The following is a 13,602-nucleotide window of genomic DNA, read 5'->3' as shown; positions in this document are numbered from 1 at the left end:
AACCGGCGCTACCGCCTTGAGAGGGCGGCGTGCTAGGCCGCTACACAACGGGGGCCCCAGCGATTCCCTCCGGGGTTTCCCCCTCGGAAATCAGTACCCCCGACCGGATTCGAACCGGCGCTACCGCCTTGAGAGGGCGGCGTGCTAGGCCGCTACACAACGGGGGCTCGCACTGCGCTTTACTGCGTTTTGCTTCGGTGAGAGTTTATCAAGAGAATTCGAAGCGATTTTCTCTTGCTGGGGTACCAGGACTCGAACCTAGACTAAGTGAACCAGAATCACTCGTGCTGCCAATTACACCATACCCCACCAGAACTCGACCCCCCTGAAGGGGTCTTGCTCGGGCTCGCGCCCCCCGCTCCGGCCTCTCGGCCCTCTCGGGCGGCGCAGGAAGAACATTACCCGAAGGTGGACGGGGCACCAAAATCGATAACCGGGCGCAGCAGCCCGGGCAGCTCGTCGAGCCCCCGGACGCGCCGCACGCCGTCCGGGACGGCGGTCCCGTCCGTCCCTCCCGTACGGTCCAGCCACACCCCGTGCAGCCCCGCGGCCCGGGCCGCGACCGCGTCGGTCTCCAGCTGGTCCCCCACGTAGACGACCTCCTCGGGGCGCAGCCCGAGCGCGGCGCAGGCGTCCAGGAACGCGCCGGGGTCGGGCTTGGCGCGGCCCAGCCGGTCGGCCCCCAGCACGTCCTCGAAGTGCCCGCGCACCCCGAGGAGGCCCAGCTTGCGCCGCTGGTGGTCCGTACCGGCGTTGGAGAGCACCGCTTGGCGGAAGCTGCGTCCCAGGACCTCCAGGGCGGGCCCGGCGTCGGGGAAGAGCGCCCAGGCGGCCTCGTAGTGCCGCACGTAGCCGACGAACCAGGCGTCCGCCTCGGCGTCGGCGATCCGGGCGCCCAGGAAGACCCTGACGCGCTCGCGCCGGTGCTCCTGGAAATCGATCTCCCCGGCGAGGAACCGGGCGAACTGCGCCTCCATGACCGCCCGCCACAGCGAAAAGGCCCGCTCGGCGGTTCCGTACCGCGCGAGCAGGCCTTCGGCTTCGAGGTGCCGTGCCACACCGGTCCGGTCGGAGCCGGTGTAGTCGAAGAGGGTGTCGTCGACGTCCCAGAGGACCGCGCGTAGGGGCACGGGGTCGAGGTTACCGGGCCGGACGGGTGGGGGCGGGGGCCCGTGGAGGGGTGCCCCGGACCCGCCCTTTCACCGTTTCTTCCGGGCTCCGCCCGGCCTGGCACCGCGCTCCGCGCGGTGTGCGGGGGCTTCGCCCCCTGCACCCCTTTTCGGGGCTTCGCCCCGGACCCCGTCATCGCGGCTCCGCCGCTCGTCCTCAAACTCCCCGGAGGGGGCAACCCCCAGACGGGCTGAAGTGCGCGCCCGGGCACGAATCCAGCCCGTCCGGGGGTTGCCCCCTCCGGGGAGTTTGAGGACAGCGCCCGAAGGGCGCTTCGGGGGCGCAGGGGGCGGAGCCCCCGCCAACCCGCGCGGAGCGCGGTGCCAGGCCGGGCGGAGCCCGGAAGAAACGGTGAAAGTGGGGGTGCCCCCTGGGAGGGACCGGGGCATCTCACTCCACCGGCACCTACCGGAGCTACGTCAGCGCGTCCACCGCCGCCTTCGCCCCGTGGCCGATCGCGCGGCCCAGCGCCGCGACGCCGCGGACGGCCAGCGGCAGGCCGCCCTGGACCGCCGCCTCCACGGCCACGTCGGCGGCCCCTTCGGCGAACCCCTCCGAGCCGCCGGACCGCTTCTTCTTCGTGTTCTTCTTCGCGAGCTTGCGCTTCCCCCGGAACATGCGGACAGCGTAGGACGCCCGGGGGCCGAAAACGGCTCCCGGGCGTCCTTCTGCGACGGAACGGTTACGCGGCCAGCTTCGCCAGCGCCGCGTCCACCCGCGTCAGCGTGCGCTCGCGGCCCAGGATCTCCAGGGACTCGAAGAGCGGCAGGCCGACCGTGCGGCCGGTGACGGCCACGCGGACCGGGGCCTGGGCCTTGCCCAGCTTGAGGCCGTGCTCCTCGCCGGCCGCGACGACGGCGGCCTTGATCGCCTCGGCGTTCCACTCGGCGGCGGCCAGCTTCTCGCGGGCGGTGCGCAGGAGGGCGTCGGAGCCCTCCTTCATGGCCTTGGTCCAGGACGCCTCGTCCTCGGCGGGCTCGTCGAGGAAGAGGAAGTCCACGTTGGCCGTGATGTCCGAGAGGACCGTGAGGCGGGTCTGGGCCAGCGGGGCCAGGGCCTCGAAGGCTGCCGCGTCGAAGGACTCGGGCGCCCAGGGGGCGTGGGGGGCGCGCAGCCACGGCTCGCACGCCTCGACGAACGCCTTCACGTCCAGCTGCCGGATGTGGTCGGCGTTGATCGCCTCGGCCTTCTTCAGGTCGAAGCGGGCCGGGTTGGCGTTGACGGCCGTGATGTCGAAGGCCGCGACCATCTCGTCCATCGAGAAGATGTCCTGGTCGGCCGAGAGCGACCAGCCCAGCAGGGAGAGGTAGTTGAGCAGGCCCTGCGGCAGGAAGCCGCGCTCCCGGTAGAGGTTGAGGGAGGACTGCGGGTCGCGCTTGGAGAGCTTCTTGTTGCCCTCGCCCATGACGTACGGCAGGTGGCCGAACTCCGGGACGGCCTTGGCGACGCCCAGCTCGATCAGCGCCTTGTAGAGCGCGATCTGCCGCGGGGTGGAGGAGAGCAGGTCCTCGCCGCGCAGGACGTGGGTGATCTCCATCAGCGCGTCGTCGACCGGGTTCACCAGGGTGTAGAGCGGTGCTCCGTTGGCGCGGACGATGCCGAAGTCCGGGACGTTCTCCGGGGTGAAGGTGAGCTCGCCGCGGACCAGGTCGGTGAAGGTGATCGGCTCGTCGGGCATCCGGAAGCGGACGATCGCCGGGCGGCCCTCGGCGCGGTACGCGGCGGCCTGCTCCTCGGTCAGCGTGCGGCACTTGCCGTCGTAGCCGGACGGCTTGCCGGCGGCGCGGGCGGCCTCGCGGCGGGCGTCGAGCTCCTCGGTGGTGCAGTAGCAGTGGTACGCGTGACCGGCGTCCAGCAGCTTCCGCGCGACGTCGCGGTAGATGTCCATGCGCTGCGACTGGCGGTACGGCGCGTGCGGGCCGCCGACCTCGGGGCCCTCGTCCCAGTCGAAGCCCAGCCAGCGCATGGCCTCGAGCAGCTGCCCGTACGACTCCTCGGAGTCGCGGGCCGCGTCGGTGTCCTCGATGCGGAAGACCAGGGTGCCGCCGTGGTGGCGGGCGAACGCCCAGTTGAAGAGGGCGGTGCGGACCAGACCCACGTGGGGGTTGCCGGTCGGGGAGGGACAGAAACGTACGCGGACGTTCGCGTTAGCCACGCTTGATCACCTTGTTGGTGAGAGTGCCGATGCCTTCGATGGTGACGGCGACCTCGTCGCCGTCGTTCAGGGGGCCGACCCCGGCCGGGGTGCCGGTCAGGACGACGTCGCCGGGGAGCAGCGTCATCGCCTCGGTGATGTGGACGATCAGGTCCTCGACGGAGCGCACCATCTGGGAGGTGCGGCCGCTCTGCCGGGTCTCGCCGTTGACCGTGCAGGTGACGGCGACGTCGCCCGGGTCCAGCTCGGTCTCGATCCAGGGGCCGAGGGGGCAGGCGGAGTCGAAGCCCTTGGCGCGGGCCCACTGCTTCTCGCGCTGCTGGACGTCGCGCGCGGTGACGTCGTTGGCGCAGGTGTAGCCGAGGATGACGTCCTTGACGCGCTCGCGCGGGACCTCGCGGCACATGCGGCCGATGACCACGGCCAGCTCGGCCTCGTGGTGCAGCTCCTGGGAGAAGGAGGGGTACACGACCGGGTCGCCGGAGCCGACGACCGAGGTGGACGGCTTGAAGAAGGTGATGGGCGCCTCGGGCACCTCGTTGCCCAGCTCCGCGGCGTGCTCGGCGTAGTTGCGGCCGATGGCGACGACCTTGCTGGGCAGGACGGGCGGCAGCAGGCGCACCTTGCTCAGCGGGACCTTGGTGCCGCTGACTTCGAAGTCGCCGTAGGGGATGCCCTTGATGATGTCGAGGACGGGGCCGCCCTCTACTGAGGCGTCCCCCTCCACGACGCCGTATCCGACGTTGCCGTCGATGGAGAATCTGGCGATGCGCACGGGTTGCTGGGCCCCTTATCTGGTCCGGCCGGAGTCTGACGCTCCAGGCTATCCCGGGAGCCGTGGACGGCCCGTGCGCCGCGGGTTTCCGTCCCGGGCCGTCAGTCCTGGGCCGGCGGGACCGGCGCCACCATCAGGGTGGTGCGGCGCGGGTTGGCGGTGACGGCCGGCAGCTCCAGCGCGTGCTCCGGGCGCTCGGCGTCGAACAGGCCCTCGTTGCCCGCCAGGTGGGCGAGCGTGGTGCGCTGCGGGTTGGCCGTCTTGCGCGGGGCGGGGCGGGAGGGGCGGATGGGCTTGGAGGTGGTGGTCACTGAAGTGCCTCGTGTGGTCGGGGTGACGGGCTGATGCGCAAAAGTCCAGGCTAGGCGCGCCTTTCCCCGCCGTGCCGGGCGGAAAGCAGGGAGTCACCTGTGAGTTTGCTCACTAATCTTGCGACAAATGCCGCATAGCCGACGCGAATTCGACCGGAGCGAAACGGACATTGCAGGGCTGAACCTGACGTTCCGCTCCTGATCATGGCGACTGGGACACGACGCGTTCCCCGAGGCGAGAGGGGTGAGTTCTCCCCGTACGCCCCATGTAAAGAAGATCGATATCCACGGTGCGTCACTTCCGCTGAACGCCGTGTGACCGGTTTTCAGGGTGGGTGCACCGGCCTTGTTGGGAGATCCGGCACTGTGCTGGAATTCCACGGACCGCCAGGGGGGCACCGCGGTCCCCCCACGACGACACCGCCCCTCCGCTCACCCGGGGGGACGCCTGGTCCAGAGGTTGCGACGCTAGTGCAGGGACGTTTCAAGAGGGATGGCAGCGCTGCGGCGGACAAGGAGCCGCGCGGTGCGACCGACCGCGGCACGTCCGTCGACGCGCCGAACGGCGGCGAGCCCGCCGAACGGCCGAAGGCGAAGGGCCCCAGCGGGCCGGGCTCACGAATAGCCCTGCGCAACTGGCGCATCTCCACCCGACTCGTCTCACTGCTGACCCTCCCCGTCGTCGCCGCGACGACCCTGGGTGCCCTCCGTATCGAGGACTCCCTGAACAAGGTCGAGCAGCTCGACCACATGAAGCTGCTGACCGAGATGACCAGGACGGCCACCCAGCTCGCAAACGCGCTCCAGGACGAGCGCGACCGGTCCGCCGGTCCGCTCACCAGCCTCGACCCCAAGAACGACGACGTCGTCGCCTCGCGTCAGACGACCGACCGGGCCATCAAGGACTTCGTGGGTGTCACCGCCAAGGTGAAGCCCGGGGACACGACGATGGTCGGTGTGTCGACCACCCTCGTCGACATCAGCAACCAGCTCAAGAAGATCAAGGACGTCCGGAGCCGGGCGTACAAAAAGGGCGAGTACATCTCGCAGACGGTCAACGAGTACAACCGTCTCGTCACCTCGCTGCACGGGCTCTCCCAGGACATGGCCCAGGCGTCCAACAACGCCGACATGATCTCCGCGGCCCGCTCCCTGGCGACCTTCTCCTCCGCCAAGGAGTACGCCTCCATCCAGCGCGCCATGATCAGTGCCGCGCTCGCCGCCCCCGGCGGTCCTCGCCTCGCCGAGAACGACCGTCAGACCGGCCACTCGGCCACCTATAGCGAGGACGAGGCCCTGACCCGGTTCACCGCCATGCGCGGTGACGCCGACCGCGAGCTGTTGCAGACGCTGAACGGTGGCTCCAACGACATCGGCTCCGCCGACAAATACGCCGGCGAAGTGCTGACCGACCCGAAGGTGCTCAGGAGCGATCCCAAGTCCTACCGCGACTGGTTCGACCAGGACACCGTCAAGCTGCGCGAGATGTCCAAGATCGAGGACACACTCCTCGACCAGATGGAGCAGAAGGCCGCCGAGCTGCGCGACGACGCCCAGCAGGACGCGATCTTCAACGCCGCCCTCATCGTCCTCGTCCTCGGCATCTCGCTCGTCGGCGCCTTCGTCGTGTCCCGGTCCATGGTGCGCTCGCTGCGCCGCCTCCAGGACACCGCCCAGAGGGTCGCCCAGGACCGTCTGCCCGAGCTCGTCAAGCAGCTCTCCGAGGCCGACCCGCAGGACGTGGACACCTCCGTCGAGTCCGTCGGCGTCCACAGCCGCGACGAGATCGGCAAGGTGGCCTCGGCCTTCGACGACGTGCACCGCGAGGCGGTCCGCCTCGCCGCCGAGCAGGCCCTCCTCCGGGGCAACGTCAACGCGATGTTCACCAACCTCTCGCGTCGTTCCCAGGGCCTCATCCAGCGTCAGCTCTCGCTCATCTCCGAACTGGAGTCCCGCGAGGCCGACCCGGACCAGCTGTCCTCGCTCTTCAAGCTCGACCACCTCGCCACCCGTATGCGCCGGAACGGCGAGAACCTCCTCGTCCTCGCCGGTGAGGAGCCGGGCCGCCGGTGGACCCGCCCGGTCCCGCTGGTCGACGTGCTCCGCGCCGCCGCGTCCGAGGTGGAGCAGTACGAGCGCATCGAGCTGACCGGCGTGCCGGCGACCGAGGTCGCGGGCCGCGTGGTCAACGACCTCGTGCACCTCCTCGCCGAGCTGCTGGAGAACGCGACGTCGTTCTCCTCCCCGCAGACCAAGGTCAAGGTCACCGGTCACGCGCTGCCGGACGGCCGCGTGCTGGTCGAGATCCACGACACCGGCATCGGCCTGTCCGCCGAGGACCTGGCCGCGATCAACGAGCGGCTCGCCAGCCCGCCGACCGTGGACGTCTCCGTCTCGCGGCGCATGGGTCTGTTCGTGGTCGGCCGCCTGTCCCTGCGACACGGCATCCGCATCCAGCTCCGTCCGTCCGACTCGGGCGGCACCACGGCGCTCGTCATGCTCCCGGTCGACGTGGCCCAGGGCAACAAGAAGCCCGCCCCGGCCGGTGTTCCCGGCATGCCCGGGATGCCCGGCATGCCCGGCCTGCCCGGCGGGAACCCGCCGAAGGCTTCTCCCGGCCTGCCCGGCGGCGGCCCGCAGAGCGGCGCCCCCGGCGGCGCCCTGGACTCCGCGCCGAGCCGCGGCCAGCTCCCGGAGAGCGGCCCCCGCCCGCCGATCCCGTCCCGCACCGGCGGCAAGACCAGGAGCGGTCTGCCCACGCGCGTCAAGGGATCGACCCCGGGCGCCGCCGCGCCGGCCGGCGGCCCGAGCCTCTTCGACTCGCCCAACCCGCCCTCCCCCTCGGACCGCAAGGCCGAGGACGGCCGTCCGGCGCTCCCGGCCCGGGGCGGCAAGCGCCCGGCCGTGATCGCGCCGGTGGGTAAGCTGCCCAAGCGCGGCGGCACCGACGCGCCCGCGGGCGGCGACGGCAACGGCCTGCCCACGCGTCCGGCGCCGAGCTGGGGCAACGACAAGCCCGCGGCCCCGGCCGCCCCGCAGCCCGCCGCCCCCGTGGACGACTGGCCGCTCGCCTCCGGCTCCGGCCGTGCCGCGCGGGAGACCCCGCGCGGCCACGAGCGGACCGGGAACCCGGCGGGCCCGGCCTCCTTCGGCACGCCCGGCCTCCCGCAGGCCGGCCCCGGCGACACCGGGCAGTTCGCCCGGCCCGAGCCGGACGGGCAGCAGGCCACCACGACCGGCCAGTTCGCGCTGCCCGCCGACGAGACGGCCCGGCCCACCGACACGGCACAGTTCCCGCAGCTCGCGCCCGTGCCGGAGCCGGCCCCCGCGCCGTCCGACGACCCGTCGGCCACCGGCCAGTACCCACGCCTCGCGCCGGTGCCCGAGCCGGAGAGCAGCGCCACCGGGCAGACCGCGCTCCCCACGGACACCGCGCAGTTCCCGCAGCCGGCGCCGGTGCCCGAGCCGGTGACCGGTACGCCGCCCGCGGGCACCCCGCTCTTCCAGGAGCTGGAGTCGCACTGGTTCCGCGAGGAGACCCAGGCGCCCGCGGAGCCGCAGCAGCAGCTGCCCCGGCGCGAGCCGAGCCGTACGCTCCACGACACCGAGGCGGCGGACGGGCAGAACGCGCAGGCGGACTGGAACGAGTCCCCCAACGACGCGCGCTGGCGCCGGGCCGAGCAGCTGCGCGAGCCCCTCGCCGGCGGCACCACCGGGTCCGGGCTGCCGCGCCGCGTCCCCCGTGCCAACCTCGTGGAGGGCACGGCCCAGCAGCAGTCCCTGCCCGGAGGCCCGCAGGTCTCGCGCTCGCCCGACGACGTGCGCGGCCGCCTGACCAACCTCCGCCGCGGCATCCAGCAGGGACGCCAGGCCGGCACCGGGCCGGCCACCGGTAGCAACGACAATGTTGGCCCCACCTACCAGCAGGAGCGTTAGTTGAGTCCGACAAGCCAGGCGGCGCAGAATCTGAACTGGTTGATCACCAACTTCGTGGAGAACACCCCCGGGGTGTCCCACACGGTGGTGGTGTCCGCCGACGGACTTCTGCTCGCCATGTCCGAAGGGTTCCCCCGGGACCGCGCGGACCAGCTGGCGGCGGTGGCCTCCGGCCTGACCTCGCTGACCTCCGGCGCGAGCCGGATCTTCGAGGGCGGCCCCGTGAACCAGACCGTGGTGGAGATGGAGCGCGGCTTCCTCTTCATCATGTCGATCTCGGACGGTTCCTCCCTGGCCGTCCTGGCGCACCCGGAGTGCGACATCGGCCTCGTGGGCTACGAGATGGCCCTCCTGGTCGACCGCGCGGGCACCGTCCTGACGCCGGAACTCCGCGCCGAACTACAGGGAAGCCTGCTGAACTGACCGTACACACACCGCAATTCCCGTCCGACCGTACGGCCGAAAGCTCCCACCGGCCCCCGCTCGACGGCATCATTGCCTTCCTGCTGTCCCGCCCGGAGGATTCATGACCCCGCCCGTCTCGCCCGGCCCGTACGGCGCATCGCATCACATGCCGTACGGGAGTGAAGGCGATCAGCCACTGGTCCGTCCCTACGCCATGACGGGCGGCCGGACCCGGCCGCGCTACCAGCTCGCCATCGAGGCACTGGTCAGCTCCACGGCCGATCCGTCCCAGCTGGGGACCCTGCTCCCGGAGCACCAGCGGATCTGCCACCTGTGCCGGGAGGTCAAGTCGGTCGCGGAGGTCTCCGCGCTGCTGAACATGCCGCTCGGCGTGGCGCGGATCCTGGTGGCGGACCTGGCGGAGGCCGGCATGGTGGCGATCCACCAGCCGGGCGGCGGCGGCGAGGCCGGCGGAACGCCGGACGTGACACTGCTCGAAAGGGTTCTCAGTGGACTTCGGAAGCTCTAGCGGGAACGTCGGCCGCTCCACGACCTCCGCGAAGATCGTGGTGGCCGGCGGCTTCGGCGTGGGCAAGACCACGTTCGTCGGGGCCGTCTCGGAGATCAGCCCGCTGCGCACCGAGGCCGTGATGACGTCCGCGTCCGCGGGCATCGACGACCTGAGCCACGTCCAGGACAAGACGACCACGACCGTGGCCATGGACTTCGGCCGCATCACCCTGGACGACGACCTGATCCTGTATCTGTTCGGCACTCCCGGGCAGGACCGGTTCTGGTTCATGTGGGACGACCTCGTACGGGGCGCCATCGGCGCGGTCGTCCTGGTCGACACGCGCCGCCTGGCCGACTGCTTCCCCGCGGTCGACTACTTCGAGAACAGCGGACTGCCGTTCGTCATCGCCCTCAACGGGTTCAACGGCGAACAGCCCTACGCGCCCGAGGAGGTGCGCGAGGCACTGCAGATCGGTCCGGACGCGCCCATCATCACCACCGACGCGCGGCACCGGAACGAGGCGAAGAGTGCGCTGATCACGCTGGTCGAGCACGCGCTGATGGCCCGGCTCAAGTAGCCGCGAAGGTGCGGAAGATCAGGTTCCGGCGGGCTGTGGGATTGGCCACGGCCCGCCGCCGGTCTTCATAACGTTTCGACAGTGATTCGACGCTCAATTGACCCGCTCGCGACAGAACGACGGCACTCCCCGCATTCGTTCGGCTCCACTCCGCGCACAATTCACCCGCCTTTTGCCGCCGCTCGCTCTTAATGCCCGTTTTATGTCGCACCGATCGCGCCGGGCAGCAGCTCCGCCCGGTGTTTGGAACGCGCCTGCCCGGCGTGCTGGAATTTCCCGAACTGGGCCGTCGATGGCCCAGCCGAAAGACGGCACGATTCCACGTGCCGGCGCCGAGAGGTTGTTGGACGAGTGAGGCGAAGAAAGACAGGCACCGCGCAGCAGGCACGAGACGCGCGGGGCAACTTCACACCACCGTCGCAGGCCGCGCCGTCCTCCGGCGCCCCCGAGACCCCCGCCGCGCCCCAGGGCGAGGGCGGCCGCTTCTCCCCGCGCAACTGGCGGGTGGCCACCCGGCTGAACGCGATCCTCCTCATCCCGGTGCTCGTCGCGCTCGTCTTCGGCGGACTCGACGTCAAGAAGTCGGTCGACACCTGGATGGAGGCCGAGGACGCGGCGGACACCGCCCGCGTCGTGCGGTCCGCCGCCGACTACGCGCAGGCCGTCCTCGAGGAGCGCGACGCCAGCGTCATCCCGCTGCTCTCCGGCGACCAGGGCGACGAGAACGTCAAGAAGGCCCGCGAGGCGACGGACACCGCCCGCGCGGACTTCGCCGAGGCCGTCAAGTCCATGCCGGACACCGAGAGCCTCCAGCGCCGCCTGAAGGCCGTCCGCGACGCCGAGCCCAAGCTCGACCGGATCCGGAAGAACGCCTTCAAGACGGAGGCGGCCCGGACGGAGGACGCCTACGGCTCCATCCAGCGTCCGCTGATGGCCTTCGCCAACGAACTCGGCCTGGGCACCGGCACGGTCACCTCCTACGGCCGCATGGTCTACGCCGTCTCCCTGGCGAAGGCCGCCGAGTCGCTGCAGCGCTCCATGGGCACGCACCTGCTGGCCAAGCCCCAAATGGCGCAGAAGGACCGGCAGTTCCTGCTGACCTCCTTCGCCTCCTACAACTTCCTGGAGTACATCGCCGCGGACGAGTACCGCAGCGGCGGCTCCAAGGCCGACGCCCGCCGGCTGTCGGACACCCTGGCCGGCAAGGCCCAGGTGGACCAGCAGAACAAGGCGGCCCTGGCCATCATGTCCGGCGCCTCCGACGAGAAGCTCAAGGCGCTGGGCGTCACGGACAAGAGCTGGTACGCGCTGTCCACCGGCAAGTTCGAGGCCTACCGCGAGGTCGAGAAGCACCTGACCGACCGGGCCGTGGACGAGGCGTCCAAGGTCTCCGCGGACGCCCGGCGGACCGCCCTGGTCAACTCCGCGATCATGGTGGTCGCGCTGCTCGCCGCGTTCTTCGTGGCCGGGCGCATCGCCCGCTCGATGAGCCGCAGCATGCGCCGCCTGCGCGGTGCCGCCTTCGAGGTCGCCGAGCAGCGCCTGCCGGCGCTGGTCGACCAGCTCTCGCGGACCGAGCCGGGCCGGATCGACACCCGGGTGCAGCCCATCCCGATCACCACCAAGGACGAGATCGGCGAGGTCGCCCGCGCCTTCGACCAGGTCCACCGCGAGGCCGTCCGGCTCGCCGCCGAACAGGCCCTGCTGCGGGGCAACGTCAACGCGATCTTCACCAACCTCTCCCGCCGCAACCAGAGCCTGATCGAGGGCCAGCTGGAGCTCATCACCGGGCTGGAGAACAACGAGGCCGACCCGGACCAGCTGGAGAACCTCTTCCGGCTCGACCACCTGGCCACCCGTATGCGCCGCAACGGCGAGAACCTCCTCATCCTCGCGGGTGAGGAACCCGGCCGCCGCTGGGACCAGCCGATCCCGCTGGTGGACGTGCTCCGCGCGGCCTCCTCCGAGGTGGAGGCGTACGAGCGCATCCAGCTGGACGGCGTCCCGGAGGCCGAGATCCACGGCCTGGCCGTGACCGACCTCGTGCACCTGCTCGCCGAGCTGCTGGAGAACGCCACCACGTTCTCCTCCCCGCACACCAAGGTCCGCGTCACCGCGACCCGGCTGCCCGACGGCCGCGTGATGATCGAGATCCACGACAAGGGCATCGGTCTCACCCCCGAGGACTTCGCGGACATCAACCACCGGCTGGCCAACCCGCCGACCGTGGACGCCGCGGTCTCCCAGCGCATGGGCCTGTTCGTGGTCGGCCGCCTCGCCATGCGGCACGGCATCCGCGTCCAGCTGCGCCCGTCCGGCGAACAGGCCGGCACCACCTCGCTGGTCATGCTCCCCGAGCGCATCACGCACGGTGGCGGCGGCGAGGACGAGCCGGCGGGCGACGACTTCACGGTCTCCCGCATCGTCCCCGAGCAGTCGGCCGCCCCGGCCGTCCCCGGCATGCGCACCGCGGCGGAGCTCGGCTTCGACGACTCGCGCTACGAGGCCCCGCAGGCCGCCGGCGAGCACACGCCCGACCCGCTGGGCCGCTCCCGGCTGCGCGAGGAGCGCCGGGCGGCCCTGGAGGAGGCGCAGGCCCAGGCCGCGGCGCAATCCGCCCCGGGCGACCCGCTGTTCCCCGAGGCCGCTCCCCAGCAGCCGTACGGGCAGCAGCAGTCGCACGAGCAGGCCCTGCCCCACGACACCCGGCAGACCCCGTTCCCCCAGCAGGCACCGGCCGACCAGGCGTACGGCGACCAGCCGTATACGGAAGGCGGCTACGCCGGGGGCGGCTTCACGGACCAGCAGACGTACGGCGACTACAACGCCCCCGCCGCGCAAGGCGACTGGAGCGAGTCAGGTACGTACCAGCACGGGTACACGGCGGGTTACGGAGCGGAATCGGAATCTCAGCCGACCGCTGACACGGCCCAGCCGGAGCGCGTAGAGTTCGACCGTCCGGGCCCCGCCACGAGCGGCCCTCCCTCGCTGACCGGGTCCGGTCTGCCGCGCCGCGACAAGCGGTGGCAGCAACCGGATACGGGCGAGGAGGCCACGAGGGACGGCGGAGCGGACCAGTCCCAGCAGGGAATCGCGCAGCAGTCGCGGTCCGGGGAGGCCCGGCCCGGGGAGGACGCGGCCGCCGCGCAGTCGGCCAACGACGAGCGCTGGCACCGCGCCGAGCAGCTCCGGGAGCCGAAGGCCGGCGGAACAACCTCCTCCGGTCTCCCCCGCCGGGTGCCCAGGGCCAATCTGGTCGAGGGCAAGGCGGCGGACACCGCGGAGCAACGACCGGGGCAGACGCAGATCTCCCGTGCACCGGAGGACGTCCGCGGCAGGCTCTCCAACCTGCGCCGCGGTGTCCAGCAGGGGCGCAGCGCGGGAACGGACTCCTCGGAGTTCCCCGCGATCACCGCGCACGAGCAGCACCAGCAACACGACCAGGGCTTCGGCCCCGGCGGCACCTACGAGCAGGAGCGTTAGTGTGAGCCCGATGAGCCAGGCGGCGCAGAACCTGAACTGGTTGATCACCAGTTTCGTGGAGAACACCCCAGGGGTGTCCCACACCGTCGTGGTCTCCGCCGACGGACTCCTTCTGGCCATGTCCGAAGGTTTTCCGCGGGACCGCGCGGACCAGCTGGCGGCGGTGGCCTCCGGCCTGACCTCACTGACCGCGGGTGCGTCCCGGATCTTCGAGGGCGGCGCCGTGAACCAGACCGTGGTGGAGATGGAGCGCGGCTTCCTCTTCATCATGTCGAT

Annotated in this window: 11 protein-coding genes and 2 tRNA genes; 6 read left to right on the top strand and 7 right to left on the bottom strand. The window is 71.5% G+C overall.

Annotation, left to right across the window (positions count from 1 at the left end):
• Positions 1–94: 94 nt before the first annotated feature.
• The 7 genes from I5Q34_RS06500 to I5Q34_RS06470 all read right to left on the bottom strand — a co-directional run bounded on the left by I5Q34_RS06500 (position 95) and on the right by I5Q34_RS06470 (position 4,411).
• Positions 95–167: transfer RNA gene (locus I5Q34_RS06500), tRNA-Glu, on the bottom strand.
• A gap of 70 nt (positions 168–237) precedes the next feature.
• Positions 238–309: transfer RNA gene (locus I5Q34_RS06495), tRNA-Gln, on the bottom strand.
• 89 nt (positions 310–398) lie between these two features.
• Positions 399–1,130, bottom strand: a complete 732-nt coding sequence (locus tag I5Q34_RS06490) for an HAD family hydrolase (protein ID WP_199891182.1) — start codon at positions 1,128–1,130, stop codon at positions 399–401.
• A 454-nt stretch (positions 1,131–1,584) separates the two neighbouring features.
• On the bottom strand, positions 1,585–1,788 hold the full coding sequence (locus I5Q34_RS06485; RefSeq protein WP_199891181.1) for a hypothetical protein: 204 nt from the start codon (positions 1,786–1,788) through the stop codon (positions 1,585–1,587).
• A gap of 64 nt (positions 1,789–1,852) precedes the next feature.
• Entirely contained in the window at positions 1,853–3,325 is a 1,473-nt protein-coding gene (gltX, locus tag I5Q34_RS06480; protein ID WP_199891180.1) for a glutamate--tRNA ligase, read from the bottom strand.
• Positions 3,318–4,100 (bottom strand): fumarylacetoacetate hydrolase family protein, encoded by a 783-nt coding sequence (locus I5Q34_RS06475; RefSeq protein WP_199891179.1) that lies wholly within the window; start codon positions 4,098–4,100, stop codon positions 3,318–3,320. The genes gltX and I5Q34_RS06475 overlap by 8 nt, the downstream gene beginning before the upstream one ends.
• Before the next feature lie 101 nt (positions 4,101–4,201).
• Complete coding sequence (locus I5Q34_RS06470; protein ID WP_234428574.1) at positions 4,202–4,411, bottom strand: hypothetical protein; 210 nt, start codon at positions 4,409–4,411, stop codon at positions 4,202–4,204.
• Positions 4,412–4,882: 471 nt separating this feature from the next.
• Here I5Q34_RS06470 and I5Q34_RS06465 point away from each other — a divergent pair, with 471 nt between their 5' ends.
• The 6 genes from I5Q34_RS06465 to I5Q34_RS06440 form a co-directional block, all read left to right on the top strand.
• Entirely contained in the window at positions 4,883–8,347 is a 3,465-nt protein-coding gene (locus I5Q34_RS06465) for a sensor histidine kinase (RefSeq protein ID WP_199891178.1), read from the top strand.
• Positions 8,348–8,770, top strand: a complete 423-nt coding sequence (locus I5Q34_RS06460) for a roadblock/LC7 domain-containing protein (protein ID WP_199891177.1) — start codon at positions 8,348–8,350, stop codon at positions 8,768–8,770.
• Positions 8,771–8,873: 103 nt separating this feature from the next.
• Positions 8,874–9,281, top strand: a complete 408-nt coding sequence (locus I5Q34_RS06455; RefSeq protein WP_199891176.1) for a DUF742 domain-containing protein — start codon at positions 8,874–8,876, stop codon at positions 9,279–9,281.
• Positions 9,262–9,843, top strand: coding sequence for an ATP/GTP-binding protein (locus I5Q34_RS06450; protein ID WP_199891175.1), 582 nt, complete (start codon positions 9,262–9,264; stop codon positions 9,841–9,843). Before I5Q34_RS06455 ends, I5Q34_RS06450 begins: the two co-directional genes overlap by 20 nt.
• Positions 9,844–10,194: 351 nt before the next feature.
• On the top strand, positions 10,195–13,326 hold the full coding sequence (locus I5Q34_RS06445; RefSeq protein ID WP_199891174.1) for a nitrate- and nitrite sensing domain-containing protein: 3,132 nt from the start codon (positions 10,195–10,197) through the stop codon (positions 13,324–13,326).
• A gap of 1 nt (position 13,327) precedes the next feature.
• Positions 13,328–13,602: roadblock/LC7 domain-containing protein (locus I5Q34_RS06440; RefSeq protein ID WP_199891173.1), on the top strand; the 275-nt coding region annotated here is incomplete at its 3' end.

The sequence above is a fragment of the Streptomyces sp. AV19 genome, assembly GCF_015999245.1.
Classification (GTDB): Bacteria; Actinomycetota; Actinomycetes; order Streptomycetales; family Streptomycetaceae; genus Streptomyces.
This window is presented reverse-complemented; position numbering and strand designations above follow the sequence as displayed.